Annotated in this window: 15 protein-coding genes and 1 tRNA gene; 6 read left to right on the top strand and 10 right to left on the bottom strand. The window is 76.3% G+C overall.

The annotated features are described in order from the left end of the window. Nucleotides 1-93: 93 nt before the first annotated feature. Nucleotides 94-1,317: a radical SAM family heme chaperone HemW gene (gene hemW / locus ACI79Z_RS10305; protein ID WP_456902566.1), complete on the bottom strand. Its 1,224-nt coding sequence runs from the start codon at nucleotides 1,315-1,317 to the stop codon at nucleotides 94-96. Nucleotides 1,318-1,365: 48 nt separating this feature from the next. Between hemW and ACI79Z_RS10300 the strand changes: the two genes are divergently transcribed. Beyond that, nucleotides 1,366-2,148: an enoyl-CoA hydratase-related protein gene (locus ACI79Z_RS10300; protein ID WP_456902565.1), complete on the top strand. Its 783-nt coding sequence runs from the start codon at nucleotides 1,366-1,368 to the stop codon at nucleotides 2,146-2,148. Nucleotides 2,149-2,180: 32 nt separating this feature from the next. Beyond that, the gene (locus ACI79Z_RS10295; protein WP_387985315.1) at nucleotides 2,181-2,336 is read left to right on the top strand and encodes a hypothetical protein; all 156 of its coding nucleotides are present in this window, start codon (nucleotides 2,181-2,183) and stop codon (nucleotides 2,334-2,336) included. A 123-nt stretch (nucleotides 2,337-2,459) separates the two neighbouring features. Here the strand turns inward: ACI79Z_RS10295 and ACI79Z_RS10290 are convergent, their stop codons facing one another. The 4 genes from ACI79Z_RS10290 to ACI79Z_RS10275 form a co-directional block, all read right to left on the bottom strand. After that, nucleotides 2,460-2,834 (bottom strand): PH domain-containing protein, encoded by a 375-nt coding sequence (locus ACI79Z_RS10290; RefSeq protein ID WP_387985318.1) that lies wholly within the window; start codon nucleotides 2,832-2,834, stop codon nucleotides 2,460-2,462. A gap of 49 nt (nucleotides 2,835-2,883) precedes the next feature. Beyond that, nucleotides 2,884-4,644: a selenocysteine-specific translation elongation factor gene (gene selB, locus ACI79Z_RS10285; RefSeq protein WP_456902564.1), complete on the bottom strand. Its 1,761-nt coding sequence runs from the start codon at nucleotides 4,642-4,644 to the stop codon at nucleotides 2,884-2,886. Next, nucleotides 4,635-5,945 carry an L-seryl-tRNA(Sec) selenium transferase gene (gene selA, locus ACI79Z_RS10280; RefSeq protein ID WP_456902563.1) on the bottom strand — a complete coding sequence of 437 codons (1,311 nt, stop codon included), beginning with the start codon at nucleotides 5,943-5,945 and terminating at the stop codon, nucleotides 4,635-4,637. The genes selB and selA overlap by 10 nt, the downstream gene beginning before the upstream one ends. Before the next feature lie 37 nt (nucleotides 5,946-5,982). After that, nucleotides 5,983-6,078: transfer RNA gene (locus ACI79Z_RS10275), tRNA-OTHER, on the bottom strand. 23 nt (nucleotides 6,079-6,101) lie between these two features. Between ACI79Z_RS10275 and selD the strand changes: the two genes are divergently transcribed. The 3 genes from selD to ACI79Z_RS10260 are packed head-to-tail and all read left to right on the top strand — an operon-like array spanning nucleotide 6,102 to nucleotide 8,414. Then, a complete protein-coding gene (selD, locus tag ACI79Z_RS10270) occupies nucleotides 6,102-7,109 on the top strand; it encodes a selenide, water dikinase SelD (protein ID WP_387985327.1) in 1,008 nt (335 codons plus the stop codon). A 10-nt stretch (nucleotides 7,110-7,119) separates the two neighbouring features. Beyond that, nucleotides 7,120-8,085, top strand: a complete 966-nt coding sequence (locus ACI79Z_RS10265) for a zinc-binding dehydrogenase (protein ID WP_456902562.1) — start codon at nucleotides 7,120-7,122, stop codon at nucleotides 8,083-8,085. A gap of 14 nt (nucleotides 8,086-8,099) precedes the next feature. Continuing rightward, entirely contained in the window at nucleotides 8,100-8,414 is a 315-nt protein-coding gene (locus ACI79Z_RS10260; RefSeq protein WP_387985332.1) for a hypothetical protein, read from the top strand. Here ACI79Z_RS10260 and ACI79Z_RS10255 read toward each other — a convergent pair. From ACI79Z_RS10255 to lepA, 4 genes are all read right to left on the bottom strand, one after another. Next, a complete protein-coding gene (locus tag ACI79Z_RS10255; protein WP_456902561.1) occupies nucleotides 8,383-10,131 on the bottom strand; it encodes an MFS transporter in 1,749 nt (582 codons plus the stop codon). The two genes, ACI79Z_RS10260 and ACI79Z_RS10255, sit on opposite strands and share 32 nt — an antisense overlap. Beyond that, nucleotides 10,100-10,801 carry an LppX_LprAFG lipoprotein gene (locus ACI79Z_RS10250; RefSeq protein WP_456902560.1) on the bottom strand — a complete coding sequence of 234 codons (702 nt, stop codon included), beginning with the start codon at nucleotides 10,799-10,801 and terminating at the stop codon, nucleotides 10,100-10,102. Before ACI79Z_RS10250 ends, ACI79Z_RS10255 begins: the two co-directional genes overlap by 32 nt. A gap of 123 nt (nucleotides 10,802-10,924) precedes the next feature. Next, nucleotides 10,925-11,581, bottom strand: coding sequence for an MOSC domain-containing protein (locus ACI79Z_RS10245; protein WP_456902559.1), 657 nt, complete (start codon nucleotides 11,579-11,581; stop codon nucleotides 10,925-10,927). Next, on the bottom strand, nucleotides 11,578-13,407 hold the full coding sequence (gene lepA / locus ACI79Z_RS10240; RefSeq protein ID WP_387985342.1) for a translation elongation factor 4: 1,830 nt from the start codon (nucleotides 13,405-13,407) through the stop codon (nucleotides 11,578-11,580). Before lepA ends, ACI79Z_RS10245 begins: the two co-directional genes overlap by 4 nt. Before the next feature lie 180 nt (nucleotides 13,408-13,587). Between lepA and rpsT the strand changes: the two genes are divergently transcribed. Continuing rightward, nucleotides 13,588-13,848, top strand: a complete 261-nt coding sequence (gene rpsT / locus ACI79Z_RS10235; RefSeq protein WP_387985345.1) for a 30S ribosomal protein S20 — start codon at nucleotides 13,588-13,590, stop codon at nucleotides 13,846-13,848. Nucleotides 13,849-13,933: 85 nt separating this feature from the next. On the opposite strand, the gene holA is transcribed toward rpsT, so the two are convergent. Next, a complete protein-coding gene (gene holA, locus ACI79Z_RS10230; RefSeq protein WP_456902558.1) occupies nucleotides 13,934-14,848 on the bottom strand; it encodes a DNA polymerase III subunit delta in 915 nt (304 codons plus the stop codon). Nucleotides 14,849-15,118: the final 270 nt, after the last annotated feature.

Genomic DNA, 15,118 nt, shown 5'->3' with positions numbered 1-15,118 from the left:
CGCCCCCCCCCCCCCCCCCCCCCCCCGCCCCCCCCCCCCCCCCCCCCCCCCCCCCCCGCCGCGCGCCCCCCCCCCCCCCCGGAAGGCGGAGTTTCAGTCCGTCAGGTCCCGGACGACGGCGTCGGCGAGCAGGCGGCCGCGGTCGGTGAGCACCGCCCGGCCCCCGGCGTGCGCGGCGGGCTCCAGCAGGCCGCGGGCGACGGCGTCGGCGGCGCGGGCCCGGCCGGTGTCGGACAGCGCGGTCAGCGGCAGCCCGTCGCGCAGCCGCAGGCCGAGCATGACCGTCTCCAGCGCGCGGTCGGCGGGCTCGAGCACCTCGCGGTCGGCCACCGGGCCCTCCCCCGCCGCCAGCCGCTGCGCGTACGCCGCCGGGTGCTTGACGTTCCACCAGCGCACGCCGCCGACGTGGCTGTGCGCGCCCGGGCCCACGCCCCACCAGTTGGCGTTGGCCCAGTACAGCTCGTTGTGCCGGCAGCGGGCGGCGTCCCCGCGCGACCAGTTGCTGACCTCGTACCAGTCGAACCCGGCGCCGCGCAGCACGGTGTCGGCCTGGACGTAGCGGTCGGCGAGGACGTCGTCGTCGGGCATCGGCAGCTCGCCGCGGGCGATGCGGCGGGCCAGCCGGGTGCCGTCCTCGACGATGAGCGCGTACGCGCTGACGTGGTCGACCGGCGCGGCCAGGACGGCGTCGAGCGAGGCGGCCCAGTCGGCGTCGGTCTCGCCCGGCGTGCCGTAGATGAGGTCCAGGTTGACGTGCTCGAAGCCGGCCGCGACCGCCTCCCGCGCGGCCTGCGCCGCGCGCCCCGGGGTGTGCCGCCGGTCGAGGACGGCGAGCACGTGCTCGGCGGCGGACTGCATCCCGAGGCTGAGCCGGGTGAAGCCGGCCGCGCGCAGGGTCGCCAGCGACCGCGGGGTCACCGACTCGGGGTTGGCCTCGGTGGTCACCTCGACGCCGTCGGCGACCGGGAACAGCTCGCGGACGGCGGCCAGCACGGCGGCGAGGTCCTCGGCGGGCAGCAGCGTCGGGGTGCCGCCGCCGACGAAGACGGTGGAGACCGTCGGCAGGTCGGGGCCGAGGACCCGCGCGGCGCGGTGCAGCTCGGCGATCGCGGTGCCCGCGTACTCGGCGCGGTTGGCGCCGGGGCCGAGCTCGTCGGAGGTGTAGGTGTTGAAGTCGCAGTAGCCGCAGCGGGTGGCGCAGAACGGCACGTGCACGTAGAGGCCGAACGGCGTCGTCGTCAGGTGCTCGCGGGCACCGGCCGGCAGGTCGTCGTCCGCGGGCGGACGCGCCGGCAGCAGCGGCAGGGTGGTGGTCATCTGCTCCCAGTGTGCCGCGCCCCCGCCACCCCGGGGCAGGATGCCCGGGTGAGCTCTGCGCCCGTGGACGAGGACCGGCTGCTGCAGGTGACCGTCGCGGGGGGCGTGGCCCGGCTGGTGCTGGACTCCCCCGGTAACCGCAACGCGCTCTCCCGGGCGCTGCGCGCGCAGCTGCGCGAGGCCCTCGACGCCGCGCTCGCCGACGACGCGGTGCGCGTGGTCGTGCTCGACCACGCCGGGCGGGTGTTCTGCTCGGGGATGGACCTGTCCGAGGCGGCCGGCGCCGGGGCCGGGGACCAGGGGGTGCGCGAGCTCCCCGACCTGCTGCGGACGATCTGGACCGCCCCCAAGCCGGTGGTGGCCGCGGTGCGCGGGCCGGCGCGGGCCGGCGGGGTCGGCCTGGCCGCGGCCTGTGACGTCGTGGTGGCCGCGTCCTCGGCGACGTTCGGCATGTCGGAGGTGCGGCTCGGGCTGGTGCCCGCCGTCATCTCCGCGGTCGTGCTGCCGCGGATGCTCCCGCACGTGGCGCACCGGCTCATGCTCACCGGCGAGGTGTTCGACGCCGCCACCGCCGCGGCCGGCGGGCTGGTGGACCTGGTGGCACCCGACGACGGGGTCGACGCCGCCGTCGACGGGCAGGTGCTGGCGCTGGCCGCCGGGTCGCCGTGGGCGCTGGCCGAGACCAAGCGGCTGCTGCGCGCCGGCGGGCTCCGCGGCTCCTTCGACGACCTGCTCGAGCTCTCGGCGCGGGCCTTCGCCGGCGAGGACGGTCAGGAGGGCATCGCCGCGTTCCGCGAGAGGCGCCCGGCGCGCTGGGTCCCCTCGCTCTAGCGGACCCGGCTCACCCGCGGGACGCTCCGGACATGACCGTTCCCGAGGACCCGCGCGAACGCTTCCGCACCCTGCCCGAGCCGGTCGACCTCGAGGACACCGTGGAGACCGTCGACGCCTCCTCCGCGCAGCCGGTGCTGACGGAGAGCGACGAGCGCGACGCGCTGCTCCGCCAGGCCGGCGGCTGACCTGTCCCGTGCGCGGTCGTGCTCTGCCCCGCCGGTGGGGGCAGAGCACGAGCTGCCCGGACCCGAGGATCCGCGCCGGGAAGTCGTGCCCTGCACACGGGTGTGTGCAGAGCACGACTGCGCTCAGAGCACGTAGGTGGCGATCATCTGGCCGAGCTGGCGGATGTCGGAGTTGCCCTTGAACTCCAGCCGCACCTTGCCCAGCCCGCTGAACCACAGGTCCAGCTCGGCGTCGAGGTCGAAGGTGCCCGCGGTCTCCACCGAGAAGGCCTGGATCCTGCTGTAGGGCAGCGAGGTGAAGTCCTTCTTGCGGCCGGTCATGCCCTGGACGTTCACCGCGATCAGCCGCTTGTCGGTGAAGACGACGAAGTCCCGCACCGTCTTGAACGCGAAGTACAGCTGCTCGCCCGGGATGAGCAGCGGGGCGACGTCGCCGGCGACGTCCTGGGGGTTGCACTGGCTCAGCTTGAACACCGAGCCGCTGGAGAAGTCGATCACCGGGACACGCTAGGTCAGCGGAACGTCACAGTCCGTGTCCCACGCCGGATCAGCGGAGCCGGCGGGTGGCGTCGGGCAGCCGCTGGGTGACCCCGCGCGCGTCGAGCCACTCCATGAGCGGTACGGCCACCCGCCGCGTCGTCCCCCACGCCGAGCGCGCCTGGCTGAGCGTGAACGGCTGCGACACCGCGGCCAGCCGCGCGCGGGCGGCCTCCTCCACGCCCGGCGCCAGGTAGACGCCGTCGGCGATGCGCACCAGCTGCCCGTCGCGCACCGCGGCCGCCAGCTCGCGGGGTCCGAGGCGGGCGGCGCGCAGCTCGTCGGCGTCCGGGGCGGCGAACGGATCGGCGGCCAGCCGCGCCCGGATGGCGTCGACCGCCCGCTGCACCGCCGGCGGCAGGCCGGCGGCGGCCACGACGACCCGGCCCTCGCGCAGCGCCAGCGGCGGCCGCACGACCAGGGCCACCAGGTCGTCGTCGGGCAGGTCCAGCTCCCGGCGGACGACGGCGACCGGCGGCCCGGGCTCCAGCGGGTGCGCCTGCCGGTGCGCGGCCACCAGCCCCGGCACCCGGCGGGCCAGCTCGCCGACCAGCCCCGGCGCCAGCAGCCACGGTCCGGCGCGGACGGCCTCGCCGGGCACCGGCCAGCCCATCGCGGTGAAGTCGTCGGCGCGCACCACCCGGCGGCGGGCGAGGTCGGCGGCGGCACCGGTCGGCCCGGCCTGCTGGCGGCCCAGCTCGCCGGCCCGCTGCCGGGCCGCCCCGCGGCGGCGCAGCTCCGGCGGCGCGACGTCGCGGACGTCGGCGCCGAGCACCCGCCGGGCCCCCGGGTCGCGCAGCAGGACCCGGTCCCCCACCCGCAGCGGCAGGGGGGCGGCCAGCCGCAGCCGCACCGCCCGCCCGTCGAGCGGGCGCAGCCGCACCGGCACCGCCGCCGAGCCGACGTGCAGCACCGCCTCGGCCGGCAGCCGCCCCTCGGGCGCGCGGGCCAGGACGACGTCGGCCTCCGCGGTGGTCCGGAACGCGCCGGGGGTGAGCAGCGCGTCGCCGCGGGAGAGGTCCTCGACGGCGATCCCACGCAGGTTCAGCGCCACCCGCGCGGTCGCCGTCGCCCGCTCCACCGGACGGCCCAGCGACTGCACGCCGCGCACGCCCACCTCGCGGTCGCCGAGCCGCAGCCGGTCGCCGGGTGCGACGGACCCGGCGGCGAGCGTCCCGGTGACCACGGTGCCGGCGCCGCGGATCGGGAACGCGCGGTCGATCCACAGACGCACCGGCGCCTCGGCGTCCGGCGCGGGCAGCCCGGCCAGCAGCGCCTCGAGGGCGGCGGTCAGCTCGGCGACGCCGCGGCCGGTCGGCGCGCTCACCGCCACGCCGGGGACGGCGCCCATCGACGTCGCGGCCAGCCGCTCGGTGGCGTCGGCGAGCACGGGCGCGGGGTCGGCGAGGTCGGCCTTGGTGACGGCGAGCAGCGCGTGCCGCACGCCGAGCGCGTCGAGGACGGCGACGTGCTCGGCGGTCTGCGGCGACCAGCCGTCGTCGGCGGCCACCACGACCAGCACGGCCGGCACGGACCCGACGCCGGCGAGCATGTTGCCGACGAACCGCTCGTGCCCCGGCACGTCGACGACGGCCAGCACCCGGCCCGAGGGCAGCGTCGTCCAGGCGAAGCCGAGGTCGATGGTCAGGCCACGGCGGCGCTCCTCCTCCCACCGGTCGGGCTCCATGCCGGTGAGCGCGCGGACCAGCGTCGACTTGCCGTGGTCCACGTGCCCGGCGGTGGCGATCACGTCCATGCCGCTCAGGGCCACCGCTGCGCCACCTCCAGCACCGCGGCGGCGAGGTCGTCGTCGGCCGACGGCGGCACGCTGCGCAGGTCGAGCAGGGTGCGCCCGTCGGCCACGTACCCGACGACCGGCCGCGCACCCCGCCGCAGCGGCTCGGCGAACGGCTCGGGCAGCGAGACCGCCGCGCTGGGCAGCGGGTGCTCGGGCGCCCCTCCCCCGCCGACCCGGGCGGCGGAGTCGACGGCGTGCGCGTCGACCCCGGCGGCGGCCAGCCGGCCGGCCAGCGCGCGCGCCCGGGCGCGCAGCCCGTCCACGTCGGCGGCGAGCATCTGCTGCACCGGAGGCTGCGGGCCGCGCAGGGTGGCCTCCAGCGCGGCGAGCGTCGTCTTGTCCACCCGCAGCGCCCGGTACAGCGGGTGCCGGCGCAGCCGCTGCACCAGGTCGGCGCGGCCGAGCACCAGGCCGGCCTGCGGGCCGCCGAGCAGCTTGTCCCCGCTGGCGAGCACCAGGTCGGCGCCGTCGGCCAGCGTCGTCTGCAGGTCCGGCTCGTCGGGCAGCGCCGGGTGCGGCCGCAGCAGCCCGGAGCCGACGTCGGCCACCAGCGGCACGCCGCTGTTCGCCAGCGCCTCGGCCAGCTCGTGCACCGGCACGGCCCGCGTGAAGCCGCGGACGACGAAGTTCGACGGGTGCACCTTGAGCACCGCGCCGGTGTCGTCGTGCAGGGCGTCGCGGTAGTCGTCGAGGGTCACCCGGTTCGTCGTCCCCACCTCGCGCAGGCGGGCGCCGGTCGACTCGAGCAGGGCGGGGATGCGGAAGCCGTCGCCGATCTCGACCAGCTCGCCGCGGGCGATGACCAGCTCGCCGCCCAGCGCCGTGGCCACCAACGCCAGCGCGGCCGCGCAGTTGTTCACCACGATCGCGGCCCCGGCGGCGGGGACGGCGGCCAGCAGCGCGGCGATCGCCGCCTCGCCGCGCGGCCCGCGGCGGCCGGTGGACAGGTCCAGCTCGACGTCGGTGGTGCCGCTGGCCGCGACCACCGCCTCGACGGCCGCGGCCGACAGCGGTGCCCGCCCGAGGTTGGTGTGCACGAGGACGCCGGTGGCGTTGAGCACCGGGCGCAGGGCGGACGCGGTCGACGGCAGGCCGGCGAGGACGGCGGCGACCGCGTCGTCGGGCGCGAGCTCGCCCGCGCGGATGCGGGACTGCACGGCGCGGACGGCGTCCTTGACCAGCTCCCGGCCCAGGCGCGAGGCGGCGTCGGCCAGCGCCGGGTCGGCCAGCAGCGTGTCGGTGCGGGGCACTGCCCGCCGCGGGTCGGCGCTCATCGCTGCGGAGCGTATGCGCGCCGGCCCGCGGGGAGGCTGGCGGAGGCGGACGGGAATCGAACCCGCCTGACCGAGCTGCTCGGCCACGTCGGCTTTAGAGGCCGCGGGGGCCACCAGGCGCCCTGACGCCTCCGCCGGCCAGCCTACGGTGGGGCCGTGACCAGCGCGCCCGCACGGATCCGCCTCACCCAGTACGCGCACGGCGGCGGCTGCGCCTGCAAGATCCCGCCCGGGGAGCTCGAGGCCGTCGTCGCGGGGCTCACGCACACCGGCCCGGTCGACCCGGCCGCCGAGCTCGTCGTCGGCCTCGACGACGGCGACGACGCGGCCGTCGTCCGCACCGCCGGCGGGCAGGGGCTGGTGCTCACCACCGACTTCTTCACCCCGGTCGTCGACGACGCGTACACCTTCGGCCGGATCGCCGCGGCCAACGCGCTGTCCGACGTCTACGCGATGGGCGGCACCCCGGTGGTCGCGGTCAACCTGCTCGGCTGGCCGCGGGACGTGCTGCCCGCCGAGCTCGCCGCCGAGGTGCTGCGCGGCGGGCTCGAGGCGGCGCAGGAGGCCGGCTGCCACGTCGGCGGCGGGCACTCGATCGACGACCCCGAGCCCAAGTACGGCATGGCCGTCACCGGCGTCCTCGACCTCGACCGGGTCATCCGCAACGACGCCGCCGTCGCCGGGACGCCGCTGTCGCTGACCAAGCCACTGGGCGTCGGCGTGCTCAACAACCGGATGAAGGCCACCGGCGAGGTCAGCGAGGAGGCGGTGGCCTCGATGACCGCGCTCAACCGGGACGCCTCGCGCGCCGCCCTGGCCGCCGGCGTCCGCGCGGGCACCGACGTCACCGGCTTCGGCCTGCTCGGTCACCTGTACAAGATGGCGCGCGCCAGCGGGGTGACCGCGGTGGTCGACGCCGCCGCCGTCCCCTACCTGGCCGGCGCCCGCGAGGCGCTGGCCGCGGGGTTCGTCTCCGGCGGGACCCGCCGCAACCTCGACTGGGTGCGCCCGCACACCGACCTGTCCGCCGTGGGGGAGGACGAGGCGCTGCTGCTGGCCGACGCGCAGACCTCCGGCGGGCTGCTGCTGGCCGGCGAGGTGCCCGGCGCCCCGGTGATCGGCGAGTTCGTCCCGCGGCAGGAGCACGTCCTCGTCGTCCGCTAGCGTCCGCCGCATGCGCGCCGTCTTCGTCTCCACACCCTCGCCCGACGACCCGCTCTCCGTCCTGGAGGTCGGCGACCGGCCCGAGCCGGAGGTGCCCGACGGCTGGACGACGGTGCAGGTCGAGGCCGTCTCCCTCAACCACCACGACCTGTTCAGCCTGCGCGGCGTCGGCCTGCCCCAGGAGCGGATGCCGATGATCCTGGGCACCGACGCCGCCGGGCTGGACGAGGACGGCAACGAGGTCGTCGTCCACGGCGTCGTCGCCAGCCCCGGGTGGACCGGCGACGAGACGCTCGACCCGAAGCGCACGCTGTTCTCCGAGCTGTACCAGGGCACGATGGCCGAGCGGGTCGCCGTCCCCCGGCGCAACGTGCTGCCCAAGCCCGCGGAGCTGTCCTTCGCCGAGGCCGCCTGCCTGCCCACCGCCTGGCTGACCGCCTACCGGATGCTGTTCGTCCGCTCCGGTCTGCGGCCCGGCCAGACGGTGCTCGTGCAGGGCGCCAGCGGCGGCGTCGCCACCGCGCTGGTCGTCCTGGGGCGGGCCGCCGGCTACCGGGTGTGGGTGACCGGCCGCAGCGAGGAGAAGCGCGCGGCCGCGCTCGAGCTCGGCGCCGACCAGGCCTTCGAGACCGGCGCCCGGCTGCCCGAGCGGGTCGACGGCGTCATGGAGACGGTCGGCAAGGCGACCTGGAGCCACAGCGTCAGGTCCCTGAGGCCCGGCGGCGTCATCGTCACCTCCGGCGCCACCACCGGCTACGACCCGGGCGCCGAGCTCAACCGGGTGTTCTTCACCCAGCTGTCGGTGGTCGGGTCCACCATGGGCACCCGCGACGAGCTCGAGTCGCTGGTCCGGATGTGCGCGGTGACCGGCGTCCGCCCGGTCATCGACGTCGAGCTGCCGCTCGAGGAGGCCCGCGAGGGCTTCAGCCGCATGCTCGAGGGGCGCACCGCCGGGAAGATCGTCTTCACGCTCTGACGAGGAGGCCGGCCGTGGCCAGGACAGCGCGGGTGTGGCGGGGCTGGGTCCGCACCGGGGACGCCGACGCCTACGCCGCCTACGTCGAGGAGACCGGGGTCGGCGAGTACCGGCGGACGCCGGGCAACGAGGGCGCCTGGGTGCTGACCCGCGACCTCGGCGACGGCCGCACCGAGGTCGTCGCGCTGAGCCTGTGGGAGTCGCTGGACGCGGTCCGCGGGTTCGCCGGCGACGACCTCGAGGCCGCCGTCTACTACCCCGAGGACGACCGCTTCCTGGTGCAGCGCGAGGACACCGTCACGCACTACGCGGTGCACGAGCCGCGCTGACCTCGCGCAGCAGCACCAGCGCCGCGACCGCCGCCAGCGCGGCGGCGACCGCGGCGCCGGCGAAGACGGTGTGCAGCTGGGTGAGGACGGCCTGGTCGACGGCCGCCTCGTAGGCGGGGCAGTCGGCCGGGGTGTCCGGGCAGACGGTCAGCGGCGAGCCGAGCGCCGCCACCTCGGCGGTGAACCGGCGCAGCGCCACCGCGGTGAGCAGCGACAGCCCGACCAGCATCCCCACGGTCCGGGCGACGACGGCGAGCGCGCTGGCGCTGCCGTGCACGGCGGGCCCGGTGACCGCCAGCAGCACCGCGTTGACCGGCGCGATCGCCAGGCCGAACCCGAGCCCCGCGGCCAGCAGCACGACCGTGGACCCCCACCGGTCCAGCGACGTCTCGCCCCAGCCGGTCATCGCCCACAGCGCCAGCGCGGCCAGCACCGTGCCGCCCGCGGCGACCAGCCGCGGGGGCAGCACCCGGCACAGCCACCCGCCGGCGACCGCGCCCACCGGGACCGCCACCAGCAGCCGCACCAGCACGAGCGCGGCGCCGAGCTGGTCGCCGGGCGTCGTCGTGGCGCGGGCGAACAGCGGGACGTCGACCAGCGCAGCCACCAGCGCCACCCCGACCAGCAGGTTGACCAGCAGCGCGCCCCACGCGCCGGCCGGTCGCAGCGCGCCCAGCGGCAGCACCGGGTCGGGCGCGCGCCGCTCGTGCAGCCAGAAGCCGGCGGCGGCCAGCGCGGCGACCGGCAGCAGCACCGGGCCGTGGGCGACGACCTCGGTGGCCGGGTCGGCCGCGGCGAAGGACCACACCAGCGCCCCGAGCGCGACGACGGCGAGCAGCGAGCCCAGCGCGTCGACCTCGCGGACCAGCCGCGGCGCCCCGCGCAGCGGCAGCACCGCGCCGTCGGGGTGCGCGAGGCTCCGCGCGACCAGCGCCAGCCCGGCGGCCACGGCGGCCAGCACCAGCGGCGTCGAGGCGGCTCCGCCGTCGGCCAGCGGCACCCAGGCCAGGCCGAGGGTGACGTCCTCGGCCAGCGCGGCCGGCTCGGCCAGCTGCAGGCCCGCGGCGGTGCCGGTGAGCAGCAGCAGGACCAGGCCGACGGGGTCGGGCCGCCGGCGGCCGCCGGTGAGCACCACCCCCGCGGCGAGGACCAGCCCGAGCAGCAGGTTGAGCCAGAAGACCGCCCGCCAGTCGCCGACCGCGAGCACCGCGGCGCCGGCCAGCGGGCCGAGCACCGCGCCGGCCTCCTGCACCGCGCCGACCACGCCCAGCGGCACAGCCCGGCGCTCGGGCGGCCACCGGTCGGCGACCAGTGCCAGCGTGGCCGGGACCAGCCCGCCGGCGCCCACGCCCTGCAGCCCGCGGCCGGCGACGGCGAGGCCCAGGTCGGTCGCCGTGGCGGTCAGCAGGGAGCCCAGCGCGAACAGCAGCAGGCAGCCGGCCAGCACCGGGACCCGGCCGCGCAGGTCGGCCAGCCGGCCCAGCAGCGGCAGCGTGGCGGTGTAGCCGAGCAGGAAGCCGCCGACGATCGGCGTCGCCCGCTGCAGCTCGTCGATGCCGACGCCGACCCCGGTGAGGATGTCCGGCAGCGCCAGGACGACGACGTAGGTGTCGGCCGCGGTGACCAGCACCGCCAGGGTGGCGAGGACGACCAGCGGCAGCCCCGGGACCGCGGGCGCCTGCGGCTCAGCCGACAGGCGGTGCGGTGATCTCGACATCGTCGCCGGGGTCGGAGAGCTCGATGGTGAAGGTGGCGTCCTGGTCGGCCGCGTAGAACGGGCCGGTCAGCTCGGCGCGGCGCAGCTGGCCGGACTCGGTCGCCACGGAGAAGCGGGCCTCCACCGGCTGGCTCGGGTCCTCGCTGGTGAGCACCTGCTCGACCAGGTCGCCGGGGATCTCCGCGGTCACCTCGCGCACCACCTCGCCGTCGACCCGGCGCTCCTCCCCCAGCTCGGCGGCGTCGGCCTGGGCGAGCAGCTGCGAGATGCCGGTGTCGGGGTCCAGCAGCGCGCCGGGGTCGCCGAAGCCGAACTGCGCGGGGTCGACGACGCTGTAGCCGCTGGTGAAGGGCAGCTGCGCGTAGACGGTGCCGTCGACCGAGACGACGGCGAGGTCGAGCGCCGAGCCGACGGCCAGCACCTGCAGCGTGCCCTCGAACGAGGCCGGGCGGAGGACGTCGCCCTCGCCGCCGACCAGCGCGGTGCCGGTGGTGGGGGCGCCCTCGCTGGTCAGCACGAAGTGCAGCGACTCGGTCTCGTCGAGCGTGGCCTTCGCGCGGGCGAGCAGGTCGCCGGCGGACTCCTCCGGCTCGCTCCCGCCGCAGCCGGCCAGCGCGGACACCGCGACCACCAGCCCGGCCACCGTCGCGGCAGCACGGCGCAGCACCATCGTCGTCCTCCCCGCTCCCGCCGGTCGGCTCCCGGCGCGGGCACGGTAGCGCGTCGCGGTGGCCGGCAGACGCAGGCGGCGGGGGTCCCGGGGACGGGGCGGCCGGTTGACGCCGGCGCCGCGTCAGGCCGGGGCGGCGGCCCTCGCGGCGATCCGCGCGGCGAGCTTTGGTTGGTCCTTGACCGGGAACGACGCCAGCGCGGGCTCCAGCTGGGCGATCCGGTACCGCTGGGTGGTGAGCGCGCGGAAGGCCAGGCCGGCGGTGACCCCGTGCTCCGGCCGGTCGACGACGGCGATCTCGTCCCCCGTGCCGACGTCGCCGGTCTCGAGCACCCGCAGGTAGGCGCCGGTGGCGCCGTGCGCGGTGAACCGCTTGACCAGGTCCGGGACGTCCCAGAAGCGGGCGAAGTTGGCGCACGGGATGCGCGGCGCGGTCACCTCGAGCAGCGCCGTCCCCACCCGCCAGCGCTCGCCGATGACCGCCTCGGTGAGGTCCAGGCCCGCCGTCCGGAGGTTCTCGCCGAAGCGGCCCGGCGGCAGGTCGCGGCCGAGGTCGGCGGCCCACCAGTCGGCGTCCTCCTGGGCGTAGGCGTAGACCGCCTGCCCCTCCCCGCCGTGGTGCTTCCGGTTGACCTGGACGTCGCCGTCCAGGCCCAGCTCGCCGACGGCGACGCGGCCGGGCCTCGGCCGCTTGTCGATGCCGCTGCGGTCGGGCCGGCGCCCGGGCAGGGGCAGCAGGTCGGAGCCGGAGACGCAGACGGCGAGCAGCCGGCCGCTCACTTCTTGGCGGCGGAGGGCTCGTTGGTCGACAGCGCGGCGACAAAGGCCTCCTGCGGGACCTCCACGCGGCCGACCATCTTCATCCGCTTCTTGCCCTCCTTCTGCTTCTCCAGCAGCTTCCGCTTGCGGGTGATGTCACCGCCGTAGCACTTGGCGAGGACGTCCTTGCGGATGGCGCGCACGGTCTCGCGGGCGATCACCCGGGAGCCGACGGCGGCCTGGATGGGCACCTCGAACTGCTGCCGCGGGATGAGCTCGCGCAGCTTGCCGGCCATCATCACGCCGTAGCTGTACGCCTTGTCCTTGTGGACGATGGCGCTGAACGCGTCGACGGCCTCGCCCTGCAGCAGGATGTCCACCTTGACCAGCGAGGACTCCTGCTCGCCGGCCTCGGCGTAGTCGAGGCTCGCGTAGCCGCGGGTGCGCGACTTCAGGGCGTCGAAGAAGTCGAAGATGATCTCGCCGAGCGGCAGGGTGTAGCGCAGCTCGACGCGGGACTCGCTCAGGTAGTCCATGCCGCCGAGCTGGCCGCGCCGGCTCTGGCAGAGCTCCATGATCGCGCCGGTGTAGTCGCTGGGCGCGATGATCGTGGCGTTGACGATCGGCTCGTAGACCTTGTCGATCTTGCCCTCGGGCCAGTCGCTGGGGTTGGTGACGGTGTGCTCGGTGCCGTCCTCCATCACCACCCGGTAGACGACGTTGGGCGCCGTGGAGATGAGGCTGATGCCGGCCTCGCGCTCGAGCCGCTCGCGGACGATCTCCAGGTGCAGCAGGCCGAGGAAGCCGACGCGGAAGCCGAAGCCGAGCGCCGCGGAGGTCTCCGGCTCGTAGGTCAGCGCCGCGTCGTTGAGCAGCAGCTTGTCCAGCGCCTCGCGCAGCAGCGGGTACTCGCTGCCGTCGATCGGGTAGAGGCCGGAGTAGACCATCGGCTTGGGGTCGCTGTAGCCGCCGATCGGCTCGGCGGCCGGGCGGTGCTGCAGCGTGACGGTGTCGCCGACGCGGGACTGGCGGACGTCCTTCACCCCGGTGATGAAGTAGCCGACCTCGCCGACGCCGAGGCCGTCGACCGGCTTGGGCTCGGGCGAGATGACGCCGATCTCGAGCAGCTCGTGGGTGGCGCCGGTCGACATCATCCGGATGCGCTCGCGGCTGGAGATCCGCCCGTCGACGACGCGGACGTAGGTGATGACGCCGCGGTAGATGTCGTAGACCGAGTCGAAGATCATCGCGCGGGCCGGGGCCTCGGCGTCGCCCTCCGGCGCGGGGATCTGCGCGACGATCGCGTCCAGCAGCTCCGGCACGCCCTCGCCGGTCTTGCCGCTGACCTTGAGGACGTCCTCGGGCTCGCAGCCGATGATGTGCGCGATCTCGGCGGCGTACCTCTCGGGTTGCGCGGCCGGCAGGTCGATCTTGTTGAGGACGGGGATGATCGTGAGGTCGTTCTCCAGGGCCAGGTAGAGGTTGGCCAGGGTCTGCGCCTCGATGCCCTGCGCGGCGTCGACCAGCAGGACCGCGCCCTCGCAGGCGGCCAGCGACCGGGACACCTCGTAGGTGAAGTCGACGTGGCCGGGGGTGTCGATCATGTCGAGGACGTACTCGGTGTCCCCGACCTTCCAGGGCAGGCGCACGTTCTGCGCCTTGATGGTGATGCCGCGCTCGCGCTCGATGTCCATCCGGTCGAGGTACTGCGCGCGCATCTGCCGCGCCTCGATGATCCCGGTCACCTCGAGCATCCGGTCGGCCAGCGTCGACTTGCCGTGGTCGATGTGGGCGATGATGCAGAAGTTCCGGATCCGGGCGGGATCGGTGGCAGCGGGAGTCGTCACAGTGCCGCCATCGTCCCACGCCGGGGCACGGCGGTGGAGCACCGTGCCGGGGAGGTCCCCCCGCGGCCGGGTTGGGACGGCGCGCCGCACGCTGGTAACCTGGCAGGCCGGTCCGCTGACGCATGCCGTCCGGACGCACCGACAGACCCTTTCCCTCCTGCGAGACACCGAGGCTCACGCGTGGCGAACATCAAGTCCCAGATCAAGCGGAACAAGACGAACGAGAAGGCGCGCCAGCGCAACGTCGCCGTCAAGTCCGCCCTGAAGACGGCCGTCCGCCGCTTCCGCGAGGCCGCCGCCGCCGGCGACACCGAGGCCGCGACCACGGCGCTGCAGAAGGCCAGCAAGGCCCTCGACAAGGCCGCCAGCAAGGGCATCATCCACAAGAACCAGGCCGCCAACCGCAAGTCGGGCATGGCCAAGCAGCTGACCAGCCTCTGAGCTGCGTCCCAGCGCTCCCGGGCCCTCGTCCTCCCCACCGGAGGACGGGGGCCCGTCGCTGTGCGGGGCGGGCCGGCCCGGCCGCTCAGTAGCCGGCGCGGACCCGGCCGCGGCCGGTGGTGGCGCGGATGTCGACGATCCGGCGGATGGCCCGCTCGAGCGCGTAGTCGGCACTCGCGGCGACGCCCTTGACGTCGGCGTTGAGCTCGGCGGCCACCCCGATCGCCTGCTGCAGGCCCTCGATGCTCCAGCCGCGCGCCTGCGTCTGGGCCTTCTTCACCTTCCACGGCGGCAGCTTGAGCGCCCGCGCGAGGTCACCGGTGTTGGTGGTGTTCAGCGAGGTGACCCGGGCCGCGGTCCGGATGCCGTCGGCGATCGCGTCGGCGATGAGCACGTGCGCGACGCCGCGGTCCAGCGCCCAGCGCAGCGTCTCCAGCGAGCCCTGACGGTCCCCCACCAGCACCTTCTCGGCGACGGTGAAGCCGGTGACCTCGGCCTGCCCGCGGTGGAAGCGGGCGACGGCGTCGGCGTCGATGGTCCCGCCGAAGTCGGCGACCAGCTGGGTGGCCGCCGACGACAGCGCCCGCAGGTCCGCGCCGACGGCGTCGACCAGGGCGGCCACCGCGTCGGGGGTGATCCGGCCGCCGGCCGCGCGCACCTCGTTGCGGACGAACGACGCCCGGTCGCCGGGCGAGGAGATCTTGGCGCACTCGTCGAGCGCCGCACCGGCCGCGGTGAACGCCTTGACCAGCGCCTCGTTGCGCTTGCCGCCGTGGTGGACGACGACCAGCGTGAGCTCCGGGTCGGGGTCCTTGCAGTAGCCGGTCAGGGCGTCGACCAGGGCGCCCGCGGCCTCGTGCACCCCGCTGACGACGACCAGGCGGTGCTCGCCGAACAGCGACGGCGCCAGCACGTCGGCGAGCTGCCCGACCGGCAGGCCCGCGGCGACCAGCTCGTGCACCTCCGCGGCGGGGTGGCGCTCGAGGACGGCGGCGCGCACGGCGGCGACGGCGCGGGAGCGCAGCAGCTCCTCCTCGCCGACGACGGCCCGCAGGCGGGAGGTCGGTGCCGGGGGTGCCGCTGCCACGCCCCGATGGTGTCACGGCCCGCCGACGGTCCGGCCGCACCGCGGGTCCTCCCGGCACGCCGTCGTCGCCGGGGTGCACCGGTCCGGCCTGCGCCCCCGGAGCGCCGCGGGCGGCGACGCCCCACTCCCCCACCGAGCCGACGACGGCCAGGTCGCCCTCCCGGTCGGTGCGGTGCACCCGCA

This window comes from Geodermatophilus sp. SYSU D00663 (assembly GCF_054050655.1).
The sequence above is the reverse complement of the archived record's forward strand: the minus strand, read 5'-3'. Positions and strand labels throughout refer to the sequence as shown.